Raw genomic sequence first — 17,661 nt, 5'->3', positions numbered from 1 at the left:
CCGCTATCGCAGCATAGGTATCTACACAACTTCGGCACGACGCTAAATCTGTGGCGAGGGAGCTTGCTCCCGTGACGGCCTGGCAGCCGACACAGATATAACTGATGCCCCGCGATCCAATGTGGGAGCTGGCTTGCCTGCGAAGACGGCCTGACAGTCAACACAGTTGGACCGTGTACATATCCATTCCTGCGGTAACGGCCACTTAGGGTTCCGCTTTTACAGCGGCTCACTTTTGAAAAGCGCAAAAGTAAGCAAAACGCTCTTGCCCCACCACTCGGCACCTCGCCCAGGCTCGGTGTGCCCGTAATCCGCCAGTGATTTGGGGGGCCGCCGCCACGCGCCATCCATGGCGCGGGGCGGCTAAACCGGCATCCCTGCCGGTTTACCCCCCAAATCCCTGTCGAATTCCGGCCAGCGTGGTTTAACGGGGCGCCTAAGATCAAGATCAAGAGCGGCTCGCTTCGCATCGTAGTTACCGTCGTCGGCTACAACCTACAGAGTTATGTAGATACCTATGCCTTCATGTGGGAGCGGGCTTGCTCGCGAAAGCGGTGGGTCAGTTTTCACATGTGCTAGCGGATACATCGCCTTCGCGAGCAAGCCCGCTCCCACAAGTAGGTGGCAACTAGCAGACTGACGGTTATTGTCAGAAATTTCCCACAGGAGTACAAATGTACTCCATGACAAACCTGACTCCCCGCCGCACCGCCATCCTGACCTTCATTCGCGAGCGCATCGCGCAACAAGGCCAGCCTCCCAGCCTCGCCGAGATCGCCGAGGCGTTCGGCTTCGCCTCGCGCAGCGTCGCCCGCAAGCATGTGGTGGCGCTGACCGAAGCTGGGTTTATCGAGGTCAACCCCAACCAGGCCCGTGGCATTCGCTTGCTCAATCAACCTGCGCGTCCCGAGTGGCTGGATGTACCGGTGCTCGGCCGTGTGGCGGCCGGTCGGCCGATTGGCGCCGATGCCGAGGTGCACAGCCGCTTGCAACTGGACCCCGCCACTTTCGCCAAAACCCCCGATTACCTGCTGCGGGTGCAGGGCGATTCGATGATTGAAGATGGCATTCTCGATGGCGACCTGGTGGGCGTGCGCCGCAGTGCCGAAGCCTTGAACGGGCAGATTGTGGTGGCGCGCCTGGACGGCGACGTCACTATCAAGCGTTTCGAGCGCAACGGCGACAGGGTTCGCTTGTTGCCGCGCAACCCGGCCTATCAACCCATCGTGGTCGGGCCCGAGCAGGACCTGGCCATCGAAGGCGTGTTCTGCGGCCTGGTGAGGCAAGGCTGATGGGCGCCGTGGTTGCCCTGGACTCGCTGTTCCATGGCGGGCGAGTCTGGAAGGGCCGGCCCGCCGCACCCCCGGCCAGCGTGCACCTCACGGGGCTGGCGGCGCTGGATGCGGTGCTGCCCAGTGGCGGCTGGCCGGAATCGGCCTTGAGTGAAATCCTGATGGCCCAGGACGGGGTGGGCGAGTTGCAACTGGTGCTGCCTACCCTGGCGCGCCTGTCGGCCTTGGGCGAGCGCATTGTGCTGGTGGCGCCGCCCTATACCCCCTATCCCCATGCGTGGCAGAACGCCGGGGTGGATGTGCGCCAGCTGTCCATCATCCGGGCCGAGGAGCGTGACGCGTTGTGGGCGGTGGAGCAATGCCTGCGTTCTGGCAGTTGCGGGGCGGTGTTGTGTTGGCCGCGCAAGGCCGATGATCGTGCCTTGCGGCGTTTGCAGGTGGCGGCCGAAACCGGGCAGACCCTGGCGTTTGCCTGGCGCTCCCTGAGCGAGGCGATCAATGCCTCGCCTGCCGCCCTGCGCCTGGCGGTCGAGGCCAGGCCCGCGCAAGTGCGGGTGCTCAAGTGCCGTGGCGGGCTGGCCCATCCGGCGCCAATTGCCCTGGCGGGGCATTGAGGTTGCCATGCGTTGGGTGTGTATTGTCTTCCCGCAATTGGCGCTGGACGGGGCACAGCGTGTGCACCCCGAACCCGAGCAGCCTATGGCGCTGCTGGCCGGCACGCCGCAGCGGCGCGTGTTGCAAACCGTCAACGCCGCCGCACGCGCCTTGGGCCTGCGCCCCGGGCAATCGTTGACGGCAGCCCATGCCCTGGTCAAGCAGTTTGCCTGTGTCGAATACGACCCGCTGGAGATCGAGCGCCTGCAGCAGTTTCTGGCCGCCTGGGCCTACCGATTCAGCTCCCAAGTCAGCCTGTATTACCCACGGGCCTTGTTGTTCGAGATCGAATCGAGCCTGGGCCTGTTCGGCCCCTGGCCGCAACTTGAGGCGCGTTTGCGCAAAGAGCTGACCGAACTTGGCTTTCGTCATCGCATCGTCGCTGCGCCCAACCCGGCGGCGGCGCGGATATTGGCAAACGGCTACGACGGCCTGGCCGTGGCCGATGACAGCGCCCTGATGCAGGCCCTGGCGTCGCTGCCTGTCGACCGTGCAGGCCTTGAACCCCAGGCCGCCACCGCCTTGTCGCGCATGGGCCTGCGCAGCCTGGCCCAGGTGCAGGCCTTGCCCCGGCATACCCTGGCGCGACGTTTTGACGCCAGCCTGCTCAAGCACCTCGACGCCCTGAGCGGGCAGCGGCCATTGGCCCTGGATTTTTATCAACCGCCCGACCAGTTCGATGCACGCATCGAGTTGAATTTCGATGTGCAATCCCACCAGGCGCTGTTGTTCCCCTTGCGGCGTTTGACCGGCGACCTGTCCGCTTTCCTGTGCGGCCGCGACAGTGGCGTGCAGCGCTTTGACCTGCACCTGGAACACGCCCAGGCACAAGACAGCGTGATCAAGGTGGGCCTGCTCAGCGCCGAGCGCGAGCCTTCAATGTTGTTCGAACTGGCCCGTGGGCGCCTGGAGCAGGTACAGGTCACCGCGCCGGTGCGGGGTGTGCGCCTGGTGGCCGAGGACTTGCCGGTGTTCGTGCCGCAACGCCAGGACCTGTTCGACGACCGCCCGCAACAAACCCTGCCGTGGGAACAGTTGCGCGAACGCCTGCGTGCACGCCTGGGGGATGAGGCGGTGCAGGGCCTGCGTTTTCAGGCCGACCATCGCCCCGAATGCGCCTGGCAGGCTGCGACCGACCACCAGGCGTGCCCGAGCTTGAACAAGGTCCGCCGCCCAGGCTGGTTATTGCCGCAACCGACCTTGCTGGCCGAACACGGCGTACAGATCCTGATGGGTCCGGAGCGCATTGAATCGGGCTGGTGGGATGGCGCCGATGTCCGCCGCGACTATTACCTGGTCCAGACCCGCGCCGGCCAGCAGGGTTGGGCCTATCGCACGGTGGGGCAAGGCGATGGGCTGTGGTTGCAAGGGTGGTTTGCATGAGCATCCCCTCAGCTGGAGCGCACTTACTGTGGCGAGCACGCTTGCTTGCGCTGGGGTGCGCAGCGCCCCCAATAAAAGCCGGAGACTGCTGCGCAGTCAGCGGGAGCAAGCTCCCTCGCCACAGCAAGCTCGCTCCTACAACAGGGGGTGGGGGCGCATGAATTATGCCGAGCTGCACTGCCTGTCCAATTTCAGCTTCCAGCGTGGTGCCTCCAGTGCGCTGGAGCTTTTCGAGCGCGCCAAGCGCCAAGGCTACAGCGCCCTGGCGATCACCGATGAATGCACGCTGTCAGGCATCGTGCGTGCCTGGCAAGCCGCCAAAGCCGTGGACTTGCCGTTGATTATCGGCAGCGAAATGCACATCGAAAATGGCCCGAAACTGGTGCTGCTGGTGGAGAACCTGAGCGGTTACCAGCACCTGTGCCGGCTGATCACCCTGGCCCGGCGTCGGGCTGAAAAGGGCAGTTATCGCCTGCTACAGGAAGATTTCGAGCAACCGTTGCCCGGCCTGTTGGCGTTGTGGGTGGCGCAAGACAGCGACACCCAGGCCAGCCTCGACTGGCTGCGCCGCACCTTCGACCAGCGCCTGTGGCTGGCGGTGCACCTGCACTGTGGGCAGGACGATGCGCGCCATCTGCAACAGCGCTTGCAACTGGCCCATAGCCTGCAAATCCCTGCCGTGGCCTGCGGCGATGTGCATATGCATGCGCGGGGCCGCCGTGCCCTGCAAGACACCATGACCGCCATCCGTCACCACGTGCCGGTGGCCGAAGCCGGCACGCGCCTGCACCCCAATGGCGAACGCCACCTGCGCAGCCTCGATGCGCTGGCGGCGCTGTATCCCCAGGCCTTGCTGGATGAAACCCTCGCCATCGCGCGGCGCTGCACCTTCGACCTCGGCCAGTTGCGCTATCACTATCCACGCGAGCTGGTACCCGCCGGGCATGACGCCCAATCCTGGCTGCGCACCCTCACCGAAGAAGGCATCGCCCAGCGCTGGCCCGAAGGCATCGACGACAAGACCTTGCAGCAAATCCATCGTGAACTGCAGCTGATCAGCGAGCTGGGTTACGAAAGCTATTTCCTTACGGTGCATGACATCGTGCGTTTCGCCCGCAGCCGTTCGATCCTGTGCCAGGGCCGTGGTTCGGCGGCTAACTCGGCGGTGTGTTTTGCCCTGGGCATCACCGAAATCAACCCGAGCCTTACCAACCTGCTGTTCGAGCGCTTCCTGTCCAAAGAGCGCAACGAGCCGCCGGACATCGACGTGGACTTTGAGCACGAGCGCCGCGAAGAGGTGCTGCAATACGTGTTCCAGCGCTATGGCCGCACCCGTGCAGCCTTGACGGCGGTGGTCAGCAGTTACCATGCCACGGGCGCGGTACGTGATGTGGCCAAGGCCCTCGGGCTGCCGGCGGACCAGATCAACGCCTTGGCCGATTGCTGCGGGCGCTGGAGCGATGAGGCGCCGCCGTTGGAGCGCCTGCGTGAAAGCGGCTTCGACCCGGACAGCCCACTGCTGCGGCGTGTCTTGACGTTGACCCAGCAACTGATCGGTTTTCCGCGGCACCTGTCCCAGCACCCTGGCGGCTTTGTGATCAGCGAATACCCGCTGGACACCCTGGTGCCGGTGGAAAATGCGGCCATGGCCGAGCGCACCATTATCCAGTGGGACAAAGACGACCTCGACGCCGTCGGTTTGCTCAAGGTGGACATCCTTGCCCTGGGCATGCTCAGCGCGATCCGCCGCTGCTTCGATTTGCTGCGCCGACATCGCCACCGGGACTTGAGCCTGGCCACGATTCCCAAGGAAGACCCGGCCACCTACGCCATGATCAGCAAGGCCGACACCATCGGTGTGTTCCAGATCGAGTCGCGGGCGCAGATGTCGATGTTGCCCCGGCTCAAGCCGCAGACGTTTTATGACCTGGTGATCGAGGTTGCCATTGTGCGGCCTGGGCCGATCCAGGGCGGCATGGTGCATCCGTACTTGCGTCGACGGAATAATGAAGAGCCCACCACCTATCCGTCGCCGCAATTGAAGGCCGTGCTGGAACGCACCCTGGGCATCCCGCTGTTCCAGGAACAGGTGATGCAAATCGCCATGGTCGCCGCCGACTACAGCCCCGGCGAGGCCGACCAGTTGCGCCGCTCCATGGCCGCCTGGAAACGCCACGGTGGCCTGGAGCCCCATCAGCAGCGCCTGCGCACCGGCATGCTGAAGAATGGCTACACCGAAGCCTTTGCCGCGCAGATTTTCGAGCAGATCAAGGGCTTTGGCAGCTATGGTTTCCCGGAGTCCCACGCCGCCAGTTTCGCCTTGCTGACCTATGCCAGTTGCTGGCTCAAATGCCATGAGCCGGCGGCCTTTGCCTGCGCCCTGATCAACAGCTGGCCCATGGGCTTCTACAGCCCGGACCAGATCCTGCAGGACGCCCGGCGCCATCGCTTGCAGATCCGCCCGGTAGATGTGCAGGCCAGCGACTGGGAATGCAGCCTGGAGCCCATCGACGGCCAGCAACCGGCGATTCGCCTGGGCTTGCGCATGATCTCGGGGTTTCGCGAGGACGACGGGCGGCGTATCGAAGCGGCGAGGCAGCAGCGGCTGTTCAATGACATCGCTGACCTGGACGCGCGCGCCGGGCTGGATACGCGTGCCCAGGCGCTGCTGGCGGATGCCGGGGCCTTGCGCGCCCTGGCCGGCAACCGCCATCAGGCGCGCTGGGACGTGGCCGGTGTGCATCAGCAACTGGGCTTGTTTGCCGGCCTGCCGAGCCCCGATGAAACGCGGGTGGCATTACCCGAGCCCACGGTAGGCGAAGATTTGCACGCCGATTACGCCACCCTCGGTACGACCCTGGGGCCCCATCCCCTGGCACTATTGCGCGCCGAGTTACGCCGGCGCCGCTGCCGCAGTTCCCAGGAGTTGCTGGCGGTGGAACATGGGCGCAACGTGAGCATCGCCGGGCTGGTCACAGGGCGCCAGCGCCCGGGCACGGCGAGCGGCGTGACCTTTGTCACCCTGGAAGATGAGTTCGGCAACCTCAATGTGGTGGTCTGGCGCGACCTGGCCGAGCGTCAGCGCCAGGCGCTGGTGGGCTCGCGTTTGCTCAAGGTGGACGGCCGTTGGGAGGCGGTAGGTGAGGTGCGGCATTTGATCGCGGGGCGCCTCACCGATTTGACGCCGTTGCTGGATGGAATGGTGGTGCGCAGCCGGGATTTTCATTAGTTCCAGGGGTTTGTGCATTCCTCTGTGCTCAGGATGAAACCATCCACCGCTGGCGCGCTCCAAAACTTGCGACTGTCTTGTCCCTGCACAGAGCCCAATCATGCAATTTTTATCCAACCCCCATGGCTGTGAAGGCTGGGCCGGCGAAATGGCCCAGCGGATTCGCACGTTTGACTGGTCAAGTACCGACCTTGGCCCCTTGGATCAGTGGTCCACGAGCCTGGCTTGCACCGTGCAAATGATGCTCGCCTCACCCGTGCCGATGGTGATGCTGTGGGGGCGGGCGGGGTACATGATCTACAACGACAGCTATTCGGTATTTGCCGGCGGGCGCCATCCCTACCTCTTGGGCACTCCGGTCGAACTGGGCTGGCCGGAGGTGGCCGAGTTCAATCGGCATGTGGTGGATACGTGCCTGGCGGGCGGTACCTTGTCGTTCAATAACAAGGAGCTGGTGTTATCGCGTCACGGCCAACCGGAAAGCGTATGGCTGGACCTCTATTACAGCCCCGTGGCCGGGGACAACCAACAGCCGGCCGGGGTGCTGGCGATTGTGGTGGAAACCACTGAACTGGTGAAGTCCGAGCGGGTGCGCCAGGAGCTCACCCATAATCTGGAGCAACGCGTAGCCGCTGAAGTGCAGGCGCGGTCTGCCGCAGAAGACCAGTTGCGCCAGTCACAGAAGCTGGAAGCGATTGGCGGCCTGACCGGTGGCGTGGCCCATGACTTCAATAACCTGCTGCAAGTGATCGCCGGCAACCTGCATTTGCTCGCCCGGCATGAGCCGGACAATTGTCAGGTGCAACGTCGCGTCACCGCGGCCATCGCCGCCGTGGAGCGAGGGGCCAAGCTGTCGTCGCAACTGCTGGCCTTTGCCCGTCGCCAGCCCTTGTCTCCGGCGGTGTACAACCCGCAGCGCATCTACGCCGGCCTGGGCGAGCTGTTGCAACGGGCGTTGGGGGAAACCATCCATATCGACGTGCAACTGCCCCAGGACTCCTGGTGCATCAATGTCGACCGCAACCAGCTGGAAAACGCGCTGCTCAACCTGGCGATCAACGCCCGCGATGCCATGCAAGGCGAGGGTGTGATTCGTATCACCGGGGAAAACGTCATCCTCAACCCGGACGATTGCATCGGTAAAAGCATCAAGCCCGGCGAATACGTGCGCCTGGCAGTGGCCGACACCGGCGTGGGCATGTCCGAGGCGACCCTCAAGCGCGCATTCGAACCCTTCTTTACCACCAAGCGCGAAGGCCACGGCACCGGCCTGGGGTTGAGCATGGTGTTCGGTTTTGTGCGCCAAAGTGGCGGGCACGTGGACATGTGGAGCGAGGAGGGCAAGGGCTCGGTGGTGCAGATGTATTTCCCCCACTGCCTGGAGCCTGAATGCCTCGACGACTACAGTGATGCGGACCTGCAAGGCGGCGGCCAGGAAACCATCCTGGTGGTCGAGGACAACGAAGGCGTGCGCCTGACGGTGGTCGAGTTGCTGCAGCAGTCGGGTTATACCGTACTGACCGCCGAGGATGGCGACCGCGCGATGCAAGTGTTGCAGCGCGGCGTGTCGCCGGACCTGATCTTCACCGATGTGGTGATGCCGGGTCGGGTCAAGAGCACCGACCTGGCCACCTGGGCCCGCGCGCAGAACCCGCCGGTGCCGGTGCTGTTTACCTCTGGCCACACCCGCGACATTCTGTCTTCCAATCATCTGCTCAGCGCCGATATCCACCTGCTGAGCAAACCCTACAGTCCCGATGCCCTGACCCAACGCGTGCGCAGGGTGCTAAGCGCAAGACAAGGTTGCCCATGACTTCACAGCGCAACATCCCACCGCTCACCGCCCGGCAAACCGGCTTTGTCAGGGTGCGTGGCGCCCGTGAACATAATTTGCGCAATGTCGATGTGGATATTCCCCGGGACGCCCTGGTGGTGTTTACCGGCGTGTCTGGCTCCGGCAAATCGTCCCTGGCGTTTTCCACGGTGTACGCGGAGGCCCAGCGCCGCTATTTCGAATCGGTGGCGCCCTATGCGCGGCGCTTGATCGACCAGGTCGGCGTGCCGGACGTAGACAGCATCGAAGGCTTGCCGCCTGCCGTGGCCCTGCAACAGCAACGGGGTACACCCAGTGCGCGCTCGTCGGTGGGCAGTGTCACCACCTTGTCGAGCTTGATCCGCATGCTCTATTCCCGCGCCGGCCGCTATCCGAAAGGGCAGGCCATGTTGTATGCCGAGGACTTCTCGCCGAACCTGCCCCAGGGCGCGTGCCCGCAATGCCACGGCCTGGGCCGCGTGTATGAAGTGACCGAAGCGCTGATGGTGCCCGATCCGTCCTTGACCATCCGCCAGCGTGCAGTGGCGTCCTGGCCGTTGGCGTGGCAGGGCCAGAACCTGCGCGACATCCTCGTGACCCTGGGTTATGACGTGGACATCCCGTGGCGCGAGCTGCCGAAAAAGCAGCGCGACTGGATCCTGTTCACCGAAGAAACCCCCACCGTACCGGTGTACGCCGGCTTCACCCCGCAGCAGACCCGCGAGGCGTTGAAACGCAAGTTGGAGCCCAGTTACCAAGGCACCTTCAGCGGCGCTCGGCGCTATATCCTGCACACCTTCGCCCACACCCAAAGCGCGCTGATGAAAAAGCGTGTATCGCAGTTCATGCAAGGCAGTGCTTGCCCATTGTGCGAGGGCAAACGCCTGAACCAGGCGGCGTTGTCGGTGAAGTTTGCCGGGGTGGATATCGGTGAGCTGTCGCAATTGTCCCTGGCGCAATTGGCCGAGTTGCTGCAGCCGGTGGCCGCGGGGCACGACACGATGAAGCTGTCGGTGGAAAAACGCCTGGCGGCCCAGCGCATCGCCCAGGACCTGCTCGAACGGGTCAACACCTTGATCGAACTGGGCCTGGGCTATCTGTCCCTGGAGCGCAGCACGCCGACCCTGTCGTCCGGGGAACTGCAGCGTCTGCGCCTGGCTACCCAATTGGGCTCGCAGTTGTTCGGTGTTATTTATGTGCTCGATGAGCCTTCGGCGGGCCTGCACCCGGCGGATGGCGAAGCATTGTTCACCGCGCTTGATCGTTTGAAGGCCGCGGGCAATTCGCTGTTTGTGGTGGAACATGACCTGGAAACCATGCGCCGCGCCGACTGGCTGATCGACGTGGGCCCGGCTGCCGGCGAACATGGCGGGCAAGTGCTGTACAGCGGGCCGCCCGCAGGGTTGGCGGATGTCGAGGCCTCGCAGACCCGCGAATACCTGTTTGCCTCACCTCGCCCGGCCAATGCGCCAAGCCGCGAGCCGGCCGGTTGGCTGAAGCTCAAAGGCGTGACGCGAAATAACCTGAAAGATTTGAACGTGGATTTCCCGCTGGGCTGTTTCACCGCGGTGACGGGGATTTCCGGCTCGGGCAAATCCAGCCTGGTCAGCCAGGCGCTGCTGGAATTGGTGGGCACGGGCCTGGGGCGTGTGCTGGAAAGCGACGACGAACCGAGCCTGGAAGATGCTGCACCGCAAGCCAGTGGCGGGCGCATCAGCGCCGGGCTCGAGCACATTCAGCGCCTGGTGCAGGTGGACCAGAAGCCCATCGGCCGCACGCCGCGTTCCAACCTGGCGACCTACACCGGGCTGTTCGACAACGTGCGCAAACTGTTTGCCGCCACGCCAGCGGCCAAGAAACGCAATTACGATGCCGGGCAGTTCTCCTTCAACGTCGCCAAGGGCCGTTGCCCGAACTGTGAGGGTGAAGGTTTTGTCAGCGTTGAATTGCTGTTCATGCCCAGCGTGTACGCGCCATGCCCGACCTGTCATGGCGCGCGCTATAACCCCGACACCCTGGCGATCAAATGGCAGGGCTTGAACATCGCCCAGGTGCTGGGGTTGACGGTGGAGCAAGCGGTGCAGGTGTTTGCCGAGCAGCCGGGCATCCTGCGTTCGTTAGTCGTGCTGCGCGATATCGGCCTGGGTTATCTGCGCCTCGGGCAGCCGGCCACCGAGTTGTCGGGCGGTGAGGCACAGCGCATCAAGCTCGCTACCGAGTTGCAACGCAATGCCCGGGGCGCCACCTTGTATGTGCTGGACGAGCCGACCACCGGGTTGCACCCCAGGGATGTCGATCGTTTGCTCAGCCAACTGAACCAGCTGGTGGATGCGGGGCATACGGTGGTTGTGGTGGAGCATGAAATGCGCGTGGTGGCCCAAAGTGACTGGGTGATTGATATCGGGCCGGGAGCAGGGGACTTGGGCGGGAGAGTCGTGGCGTGTGGGGCGCCGCAGAAAGTGGCCAAGAGCAAGACCAGCCGGACTGCGCCGTTTCTTGCTCGGGAGCTGGTCTGACTGGAGGCTGGCCTTTTGTGGGAGCTGGCTTGCCTGCGATGATGGCCCCCAGCCGACCCCTATCTGCCTGATCCAACACGATCCATTTGCATTGTCTGTGGAAGCAGTGTTTGGCTCAGCGGATCGAGTCCAGCATGCGCCCCAACATGGCATCACATCCCGCCAACTGCGCTACGCTCACAAACTCATCCGGCTTATGCCCCTGCTCCATGCTCCCAGGCCCGCATACCACGGTGGGAATGCCCGCCGCATCAAACAGCCCGCCTTCGGTGCCAAACGCTACGGTGCCGAACGCTTGCGAGCCGCAAAACGCCGCAATCAGCTGCGCCGCCTGGCTGTGTTCATCCGTGACCAGCCCCGGGTAGGCCGACAGCTCTGTGAACCGAATGGAGCTCTGCTTGCTGACCGCCTGCATACGCGGCAGTACTTGCTGCATGGCGTACGCTTGCAGTTCTTGAGCGACTTCAGCGGGGTCCGAGGCGGGCAGGGCGCGTACTTCAAAGTCAAAGCGACAATCGGCCGGGACGATGTTCAATGCCTTGCCACCACTGATCAGGCCGGTCTGTACCGTGCTGAAAGGTGGGTTGAAACGTGGGTCCTGGTGCGAACGCAAGCGCTGGCCGATGCGCCCGAGTTCGCAGATCAGATCGGCGGCATGTTCGATCGCATTCACCCCCGAGGGCGCATACGCCGAATGACATGCTTGACCCTGTATGTCGCAGCGCATCGCCAACTTGCCCTTATGACCCAACACCGGTTTGAGTTCGGTCGGTTCGCCGATGATGCACAGCATGGGTTTCACCGGACGCTGTTCCAAAACAGCGAGCAATGAGCGTACGCCCAGGCATCCGACTTCTTCATCGTAGGACAGGGCGATATGCACCGGCAGGCGCAACGGCGTTTTGACCAGTGCGGGTACCAACGCCAGTACGCACGCGATATACCCCTTCATGTCGGCGGTGCCGCGCCCGAACAGCTTGCCGTCACGCTCGGTCAACGTGAACGGCGGCAGGGTCCAGGGTTGCCCATCCACTGGCACCACGTCGGTATGCCCCGACAGCACGATACCTGGCAGCTCAACCGGGCCGACGCTGGCAAACAGGTTGGCCTTGGTGCGTTGCGCGTTGTAGACCAACTCGCTGGCGATACCAAACCCGGCCAGGTAATCGCGCACAAACTCGATCAACTGAAGGTTGGACTCACGGCTGGTGGTGTCGAAGCCCACCAGCGTTTCCAGCAGGTCGCGGCTGCGGCTCATCGCTCGTCTCCGGCCACGCCGTAGCCGGGGGAGCGGTCGGGGGCGAGGGCGCGATCGATATAGTCCTGTACCTGTGGGCGGTAGGCGTCCCAGAGTTTTTGCAATTCGCCAATCGGCGCTTCGTCGGCCCAATCCACGCGCAAGTTGATGATCGGCCAAGTCAACTCGCCCACCACCACCAGCGCGGCGGAATGCACCGGGCCGGCTTCGCCACCGGCGGCGATGGCGGCATGCATCGCTGCCAGCAACCGGTCTGCGAGCTGGCCTTCGCCCTGTTCAAAGGCCGAGACCATCGCGGTGATGACTTCACGGTCGGCGAGCATGTTGCCCGCCGCCACGCATTGCTCGCCCGATACCGCGTGATGGGTACCCAGGGTCTGGCTGCCGCTGAAATGCACGCTGCGGCCCAGGTGGTCAATCGCCGTCAGTTGCCGATACTGACTGTAGCCGTTGCGGGTGAGTGCTTTGTCCACGGCATCGTCTGGGGCCAGGCCCTGTTCCAGCCCGTCGAGCACGTCTGGGCCGAGGGCCGGCAAGGTGATGTTCTGGGTCGATACCGCGCCCACGCCGGGCCGCAGCCATGGGCAGCGAGCGCCTACGGCGATACTTGATGAGCTGATGGCAACGCCCAACTGGCCGGTTTCCGCGCAGCGGCCAACGATTGAAAAGGTCATGGCTAGCCTCCTTACTCTGGGATAACCGCGATCACATCGATTTCCATCAGCCACTGCGGCTGGCCCAGGGCCGAGACCACCAGCCCGGTGGAAATCGGGAATACGCCCTTGAGCCACTTGCCCACTTCCTGATACACCGGCTCGCGGTAGCGTGGGTCGATCAAGTAGGTGGTGGTTTTGACGATGTGGCTGAGGTCGCTGCCGGCTTCTTCGAGCAGTTGCTTGACGTTTTTCATCGCCTGTTCGGCCTGGGCCCGAGGGTCGCCGAGGCCCACCAGGTTGCCATCGAAATCAGTGCCCACCTGGCCGCGTACATACACGGTGTTGCCGGCGCGCACGGCCTGGCACAGGTCGTTATCCAGGCTCTGGTTGGGATAGGTTTCTTTGGTGTTGAACATGCGGATGCGAGTGTGAGTAGGCATCAAAAAACTCCAGGAAAAAGTGATCAGGCGCTGACAGGGGTCTGGCGGGCAACCGGCGCAGCTTCGCGGTACTCGAGGTACTGACGCTGGATAGCGATATGGTCGGCTACGTATTTGGCGTCGTGCCACACCCCCCAGATAAACGACGAGCCACGCCGCGATTGCCATGGCAAACCGAGGAAGTAGATGCCGGCTTCGCTGGATACACCACGTTGGTGTTGCGGCTTGCCGGCGGCGTCGAAAGCGTCCACCTGTAGCCAGCTGTAGTCCACGACAAACCCGGTGGCCCAGATGATCGAGGTGATGCCCGCTTCGGCCAGGTCCAGCGTCAGGATTGGCTGCTTGATGCATTCAGCGTCGGGAAACACGCGACGTGCTTCGGGCTCCTGGGGCAGGTCGAGACCATTGCGTTCGACATACGCGTCGGCCGCGTCCAGCAGGGCCAGGTAGTTCTCATCCCCGCGTGCCAGGTTTTCCACCAGGTTGGGTTGGAACGTCGCCACTGTGCCGTCGAAGGCTTGGGTCAGGCCAACCAGGGTCATGCCTTGCTGGGCCAGTTCACGGAAGTCGATGGTCTTGCCGCCGTGGGCGCCGCTCACAGCAATGGTCACGTGTTCACGGCCAGGTTTCATCGCCGCCTGGTCCCACTCGCCCAAAACCCCCAGCCACCAGCAGAAATCCCGGTTGCGATAGGCGCGGGGCGGGCGGTCATGGGCGCCTACCGACAGGTAGACCTGGCGACCGGCGCGCTGCAGTTCATCGGCGATTTGTACGCCGGAAGAACCGGCGCCCACCACTAATACGGCGCCCGCCGGCAGTTGCCCAGGGTTGCGATAGTCGGCGGAATGGATCTGGTGCAGAGCCGTGCCTGTCGGCGCTATGCCTGGAATCACGGGCTTCTGGAATGGCCCGGTGGCGGCGACCACGCGGTTGGCTTCGATCACACCTTCACTGGTGTGCACGGTGAAGCCGGGGCGGCCGATGTTACGTACCACTGACGTCACGTCCACGCCAGTGCGGATCGGCGCATTGAATTTGCGTGCGTAGGCTTCAAAGTAATCGGCGACACGCTCTTTTGGCGCGAAGCCATCGGCAGGGACGTCGTCGAATTCCAGACCGGGGAAGCGGTCATGCCAGGCCGGGCCGTTGGCGACCAACGAGTCCCAGCGCCCGGTGCGCCAGCGTTCGGCGATACGGCTGCGCTCCAGCACCAGGTGCGGCACGCCTTGCTTGCTCAAATGCTCGCTCATGGCCACGCCAGCCTGACCTGCGCCCACCACCAGCGTGTCTATTTTTGTTATTGCTTGAGTCATGTGTCTGTCCTTGCGTAATGCAGTTGGATTCAGCTTGGGCATGACGTCAAGTTAGGGGGCGGGCGGTGATTAATAAAATATTATTAAGTTGGGAATTGAGCATAAATATCGGATGCAGAGGGGGCTGTAGGAGCTAGCTTGCTCGCGAAAAACGTCAACGCTAACGCGTGTTTTCTGAGTCAACGCGGCGCCTGTGGTTTTCTCGCGAGTAAGCTCGCTCCTACAAACAGCTTAGAGCTCTCCGGAGTACTTCACCGCCGCCGCCGCCCGCGACGGTACCTTCAGACTGCGCAGCAGGGACGACACATGAATGCGCACGGTAAACGGCGAGATATCCAGGGCCTTGGCGATTTCCTTGTTGGTCTTGCCCTGGGCAATCAGGCGCAACACTTCCTGCTGGCGGGTGGTAAGGGTATGAGTGTCCAGCGGCAGCAGGCCCGACGGCGCGAACTTGACCAGCACTTCGCCGGCGCGTATCGCCAGCAGCGCCTGGCCGATCTCATCCGGGGCGATGTTCTTGCCGATAAAACCGTCGACGCCCAAGGCCATGACTTGTTCGATCAGCGCAGGGTCGTCGACCATCGACACCACCACCAAGGTGGTGCGTCGCAGTTGCTGGCGCATTTCGGCCAGTTGGCTGATGCAGGTCAGGCCGGGAAAGCGCAAATCGAGGATCAGGGTATCGACCTCGCCCGCCTCGCGCAGCAACGTATTCACCGTGGCCAGGTCGCCGGCCTCTTGCACCTGGGCGTCGGGCAGCAAGCGTTGCACGGTGCGCGCCATGCCTTCGCGAAACATGGGGTGGTCGTCGGCGATGATGATCCGGCCGGTCATGGTGAGCTCCTTCCTGGGGCCAGGTTGTGTCGAGGCATGCTACTTTATTTACTGTCGGCGCAGGAGCGAGCTTGCTCGCGAAGCACGCCCAGGCACCACGTACTTCCAGGTAAAACGCGTTGTCGCCGACGTTTTTTCGCGAGCAAGCTCGCTCCTACAGATGATAGGTCAAGGATATGACGATGAGCCCCGAGACTAACTCCGAACTCGATCAGGCTAATCTGCGCATCGTGGTGGCCAGCATCGCTATCGTTTACATCGGCGTGCTGGGCTTTTTGCCTGGGCAGTCGTTGGACACCTATCTGCCGGTGATCCTGTATATCTTGCTGTTCCTGCTGGCATCCATCGTGTTGCGCCAGGTGATCGCACGCTGGCCTGGGCATTATCCGGCGCGGCGGATCTTCGGCATGATCCACGACTACACGGGCACTTCGTTCGGCCTGGTGATGGGCGGTGAGGCGGCATTGCCGCTGTATGCGGTGATGGTCTGGGTGAACCTGGGCAACGGCATGCGCTACGGTTCGCGCTACCTGGCAATCGCGACGGGGCTGGCGTTGCTGGCGCTGTTGATCGTGTACCAACTCACGCCGCTGTGGCAGGCGCAACCCTTCATGATGCTGATGCTGATGATCACCAGCACAGTGATCCCGGTGTACGCCCATATCCTGTTGGAGCGCACACGCAAGGCTTCCGAGCAAGCCATCGCCGCCAACCTGGAAAAGTCGCGCTTTCTTGCCCAGGCCAGCCATGACCTGCGCCAGCCGATCCACTCCATCGGCCTGTTCACCGCCTGCTTGCGCGAAGCCCGCTTGGGGGAGGACGAACAGCGCCTGGTGGACAATATCGACCGCTCTTTGCTTAACGTGTCGCAATTGTTTCGTTCGATTCTCGACCTTTACACCCTCGACAACGGACGCCTGTTGCCCAAATACCAAGTGATTCACCTGGGTGACTTTCTCGCCGACCTGGTGCGCCAGAACGCCGAGGCTGCGCGCTGGGCTGGAGTGCAGTTGCGCTTGCGCGCCGGCGCTCACTGGGTGCTGGTCGACCCGGCCATGTTGGCAACGATGGTGCAGAACCTGCTTTCCAATTGCTTCAAATACGGCGCGCAACGACCAGTGCTGATCGGTGTGCGTGTTCGCGATAACGGCTTGGTGGTGGAGGTGCACGACCAGGGGCGGGGCATTGCCAGGGAGCATCTGTCAAAGGTATTCGAAGAGTTTTATCGCGTGCGCCAACTGCGTGACAAGGACGTTGAAGGCGTGGGCCTTGGGCTGTCCATCGTCAAGCGCCTGGGGCAGTTGATGGGGTTGCAGGTGAGTCTGCGTTCGCGGGTGGGCCATGGCACCTCAGTGAGTCTGCATGGCCTGGCCCTGGCCACCGCGCCGCGTCGACCGGCAGTGCGTGACGATGCTCGCCAGGCCGGTCTGCTCAGCGGTCTGAAAGTGTGCCTGGTGGAGGATGACTACAACGTGCTGCTCGCCACCCAAGCTTTGCTCGAGCGCTGGGGGTGCGAGGTGCAGGCCGAGTCCACGGGGCAGGGCTTGGTCAGCGACTGCGACATCATCGTTGCCGACTACGATCTGGGCAACCATGCCACCGGCATTGAATGCATCGACCAGCTACGCGAACAACGCGGCTGGGCGGTGCCAGCGCTGATCCTCACCGGGCACGATGTGGAGAAAATCCAGGCCGCGTTGCATGATCGGCAGATCGCTATCCTCTCCAAACCGGTACGCCCTGCGGAGCTGCGCGGCACCCTGCGTGAGCTCAGTCAGGAAAAAATTACTGCATGAACGGCGTCAACCCATTGCCTTTGGCGCCCTTGGGCATGCAGTAGGCCGCGGGCTTCATCAGGCCGAAGCTGGCAATCGCGAACGCGCCGCCGCTCGCACCGCTGGGCACGGAGCAGTTGTACTCGCCGGAGGCTGTGTTAGCGACGTAGTAGGTGGTCATGGAGTCGCTGCGCACATTGGAAATACGTTTTACCGGCTCGCCCAGATTGGTTTCCGAAAGCTTCTTGAGATGATCTTCGGTGGGCTTGATATTGCTGCAACCGGCGACGCCGATGATCAAGGCGCCCAGCAGGGCAAGACGAGTGACAGGGGAGTGGAGTTTCATGGTGCTTCTTCCTTGGGGTTGTTTTGGTTTTTCCAACGCGCAAAGAACCCGCGCGCACTGAGTGCGCGGTGTGGATGAGAACGTTGGAAGTGCCGCGGAATATAGCGCCGCCGTGGGGTGGGGTCGATTAGCACAAATGGGCTAGTGGCAGT

13 protein-coding genes are annotated in these 17,661 nt (G+C 63.2%); 7 read left to right on the top strand and 6 right to left on the bottom strand.

Features of this window, described 5'->3' with window-relative positions; all coding sequences use genetic code 11:
• Positions 1–674: 674 nt before the first annotated feature.
• The 6 genes from lexA to uvrA all read left to right on the top strand — a co-directional run bounded on the left by lexA (position 675) and on the right by uvrA (position 10,887).
• Entirely contained in the window at positions 675–1,292 is a 618-nt protein-coding gene (gene lexA / locus GIW79_RS09980; protein ID WP_072448369.1) for a transcriptional repressor LexA, read from the top strand.
• On the top strand, positions 1,292–1,906 hold the full coding sequence (imuA, locus tag GIW79_RS09975; RefSeq protein ID WP_236454462.1) for a translesion DNA synthesis-associated protein ImuA: 615 nt from the start codon (positions 1,292–1,294) through the stop codon (positions 1,904–1,906). The genes lexA and imuA overlap by 1 nt, the downstream gene beginning before the upstream one ends.
• 7 nt (positions 1,907–1,913) lie before the next feature.
• Entirely contained in the window at positions 1,914–3,329 is a 1,416-nt protein-coding gene (locus GIW79_RS09970) for a Y-family DNA polymerase (RefSeq protein WP_236454459.1), read from the top strand.
• Positions 3,330–3,486: 157 nt separating this feature from the next.
• The gene (locus GIW79_RS09965) at positions 3,487–6,558 is read left to right on the top strand and encodes an error-prone DNA polymerase (RefSeq protein ID WP_236477366.1); all 3,072 of its coding nucleotides are present in this window, start codon (positions 3,487–3,489) and stop codon (positions 6,556–6,558) included.
• A gap of 100 nt (positions 6,559–6,658) precedes the next feature.
• Complete coding sequence (locus tag GIW79_RS09960) at positions 6,659–8,371, top strand: ATP-binding protein (RefSeq protein WP_054917134.1); 1,713 nt, start codon at positions 6,659–6,661, stop codon at positions 8,369–8,371.
• On the top strand, positions 8,368–10,887 hold the full coding sequence (gene uvrA, locus GIW79_RS09955; RefSeq protein ID WP_236454453.1) for an excinuclease ABC subunit UvrA: 2,520 nt from the start codon (positions 8,368–8,370) through the stop codon (positions 10,885–10,887). Before GIW79_RS09960 ends, uvrA begins: the two co-directional genes overlap by 4 nt.
• A gap of 115 nt (positions 10,888–11,002) precedes the next feature.
• On the opposite strand, the gene argE is transcribed toward uvrA, so the two are convergent.
• The 5 genes from argE to GIW79_RS09930 form a co-directional block, all read right to left on the bottom strand.
• Positions 11,003–12,145 (bottom strand): acetylornithine deacetylase, encoded by a 1,143-nt coding sequence (gene argE, locus GIW79_RS09950; RefSeq protein WP_054917132.1) that lies wholly within the window; start codon positions 12,143–12,145, stop codon positions 11,003–11,005.
• Positions 12,142–12,819, bottom strand: coding sequence for a DUF1028 domain-containing protein (locus GIW79_RS09945; RefSeq protein WP_054898520.1), 678 nt, complete (start codon positions 12,817–12,819; stop codon positions 12,142–12,144). The genes argE and GIW79_RS09945 overlap by 4 nt, the downstream gene beginning before the upstream one ends.
• A gap of 11 nt (positions 12,820–12,830) precedes the next feature.
• Positions 12,831–13,241, bottom strand: coding sequence for a RidA family protein (locus tag GIW79_RS09940; RefSeq protein ID WP_014718154.1), 411 nt, complete (start codon positions 13,239–13,241; stop codon positions 12,831–12,833).
• 23 nt (positions 13,242–13,264) lie between these two features.
• Positions 13,265–14,596 carry a flavin-containing monooxygenase gene (locus tag GIW79_RS09935; protein WP_371264156.1) on the bottom strand — a complete coding sequence of 444 codons (1,332 nt, stop codon included), beginning with the start codon at positions 14,594–14,596 and terminating at the stop codon, positions 13,265–13,267.
• 189 nt (positions 14,597–14,785) lie between these two features.
• Positions 14,786–15,388, bottom strand: a complete 603-nt coding sequence (locus GIW79_RS09930; protein ID WP_054898522.1) for a LuxR C-terminal-related transcriptional regulator — start codon at positions 15,386–15,388, stop codon at positions 14,786–14,788.
• A gap of 182 nt (positions 15,389–15,570) precedes the next feature.
• Here GIW79_RS09930 and GIW79_RS09925 point away from each other — a divergent pair, with 182 nt between their 5' ends.
• The gene (locus tag GIW79_RS09925) at positions 15,571–17,184 is read left to right on the top strand and encodes an ATP-binding response regulator (protein ID WP_096144289.1); all 1,614 of its coding nucleotides are present in this window, start codon (positions 15,571–15,573) and stop codon (positions 17,182–17,184) included.
• Here GIW79_RS09925 and GIW79_RS09920 read toward each other — a convergent pair.
• The gene (locus tag GIW79_RS09920; protein WP_044273082.1) at positions 17,174–17,509 is read right to left on the bottom strand and encodes a hypothetical protein; all 336 of its coding nucleotides are present in this window, start codon (positions 17,507–17,509) and stop codon (positions 17,174–17,176) included. The two genes, GIW79_RS09925 and GIW79_RS09920, sit on opposite strands and share 11 nt — an antisense overlap.
• Positions 17,510–17,661 lie beyond the last annotated feature (152 nt).

Origin of the sequence: Pseudomonas sp. PA-7-1E (assembly GCF_021605325.1) — a bacterium.
Taxonomy (GTDB): Bacteria; Pseudomonadota; Gammaproteobacteria; order Pseudomonadales; family Pseudomonadaceae; genus Aquipseudomonas; species Aquipseudomonas fluorescens_BV.
Note: the sequence above shows the minus strand (reverse complement) of the source record. Positions and strands in the feature narration are given on the sequence as shown.

Excerpts from the sequence above, each read along its gene's own strand:
- uvrA (WP_236454453.1), top strand. The coding sequence starts at position 8,368 with ATGACTTCACAGCGCAACATCCCACCGCTCACCGCCCGGCAAACCGGC.
- GIW79_RS09960 (WP_054917134.1), top strand. The coding sequence starts at position 6,659 with ATGCAATTTTTATCCAACCCCCATGGCTGTGAAGGCTGGGCCGGCGAA.
- lexA (WP_072448369.1), top strand. The coding sequence starts at position 675 with ATGTACTCCATGACAAACCTGACTCCCCGCCGCACCGCCATCCTGACC.
- GIW79_RS09920 (WP_044273082.1), bottom strand. The coding sequence starts at position 17,509 with ATGAAACTCCACTCCCCTGTCACTCGTCTTGCCCTGCTGGGCGCCTTG.
- GIW79_RS09930 (WP_054898522.1), bottom strand. The coding sequence starts at position 15,388 with ATGACCGGCCGGATCATCATCGCCGACGACCACCCCATGTTTCGCGAA.
- GIW79_RS09970 (WP_236454459.1), top strand. The coding sequence starts at position 1,914 with ATGCGTTGGGTGTGTATTGTCTTCCCGCAATTGGCGCTGGACGGGGCA.
- imuA (WP_236454462.1), top strand. The coding sequence starts at position 1,292 with ATGGGCGCCGTGGTTGCCCTGGACTCGCTGTTCCATGGCGGGCGAGTC.
- GIW79_RS09945 (WP_054898520.1), bottom strand. The coding sequence starts at position 12,819 with ATGACCTTTTCAATCGTTGGCCGCTGCGCGGAAACCGGCCAGTTGGGC.
- argE (WP_054917132.1), bottom strand. The coding sequence starts at position 12,145 with ATGAGCCGCAGCCGCGACCTGCTGGAAACGCTGGTGGGCTTCGACACC.
- GIW79_RS09965 (WP_236477366.1), top strand. The coding sequence starts at position 3,487 with ATGAATTATGCCGAGCTGCACTGCCTGTCCAATTTCAGCTTCCAGCGT.
- GIW79_RS09940 (WP_014718154.1), bottom strand. The coding sequence starts at position 13,241 with ATGCCTACTCACACTCGCATCCGCATGTTCAACACCAAAGAAACCTAT.
- GIW79_RS09925 (WP_096144289.1), top strand. The coding sequence starts at position 15,571 with ATGAGCCCCGAGACTAACTCCGAACTCGATCAGGCTAATCTGCGCATC.
- GIW79_RS09935 (WP_371264156.1), bottom strand. The coding sequence starts at position 14,596 with ATGCCCAAGCTGAATCCAACTGCATTACGCAAGGACAGACACATGACT.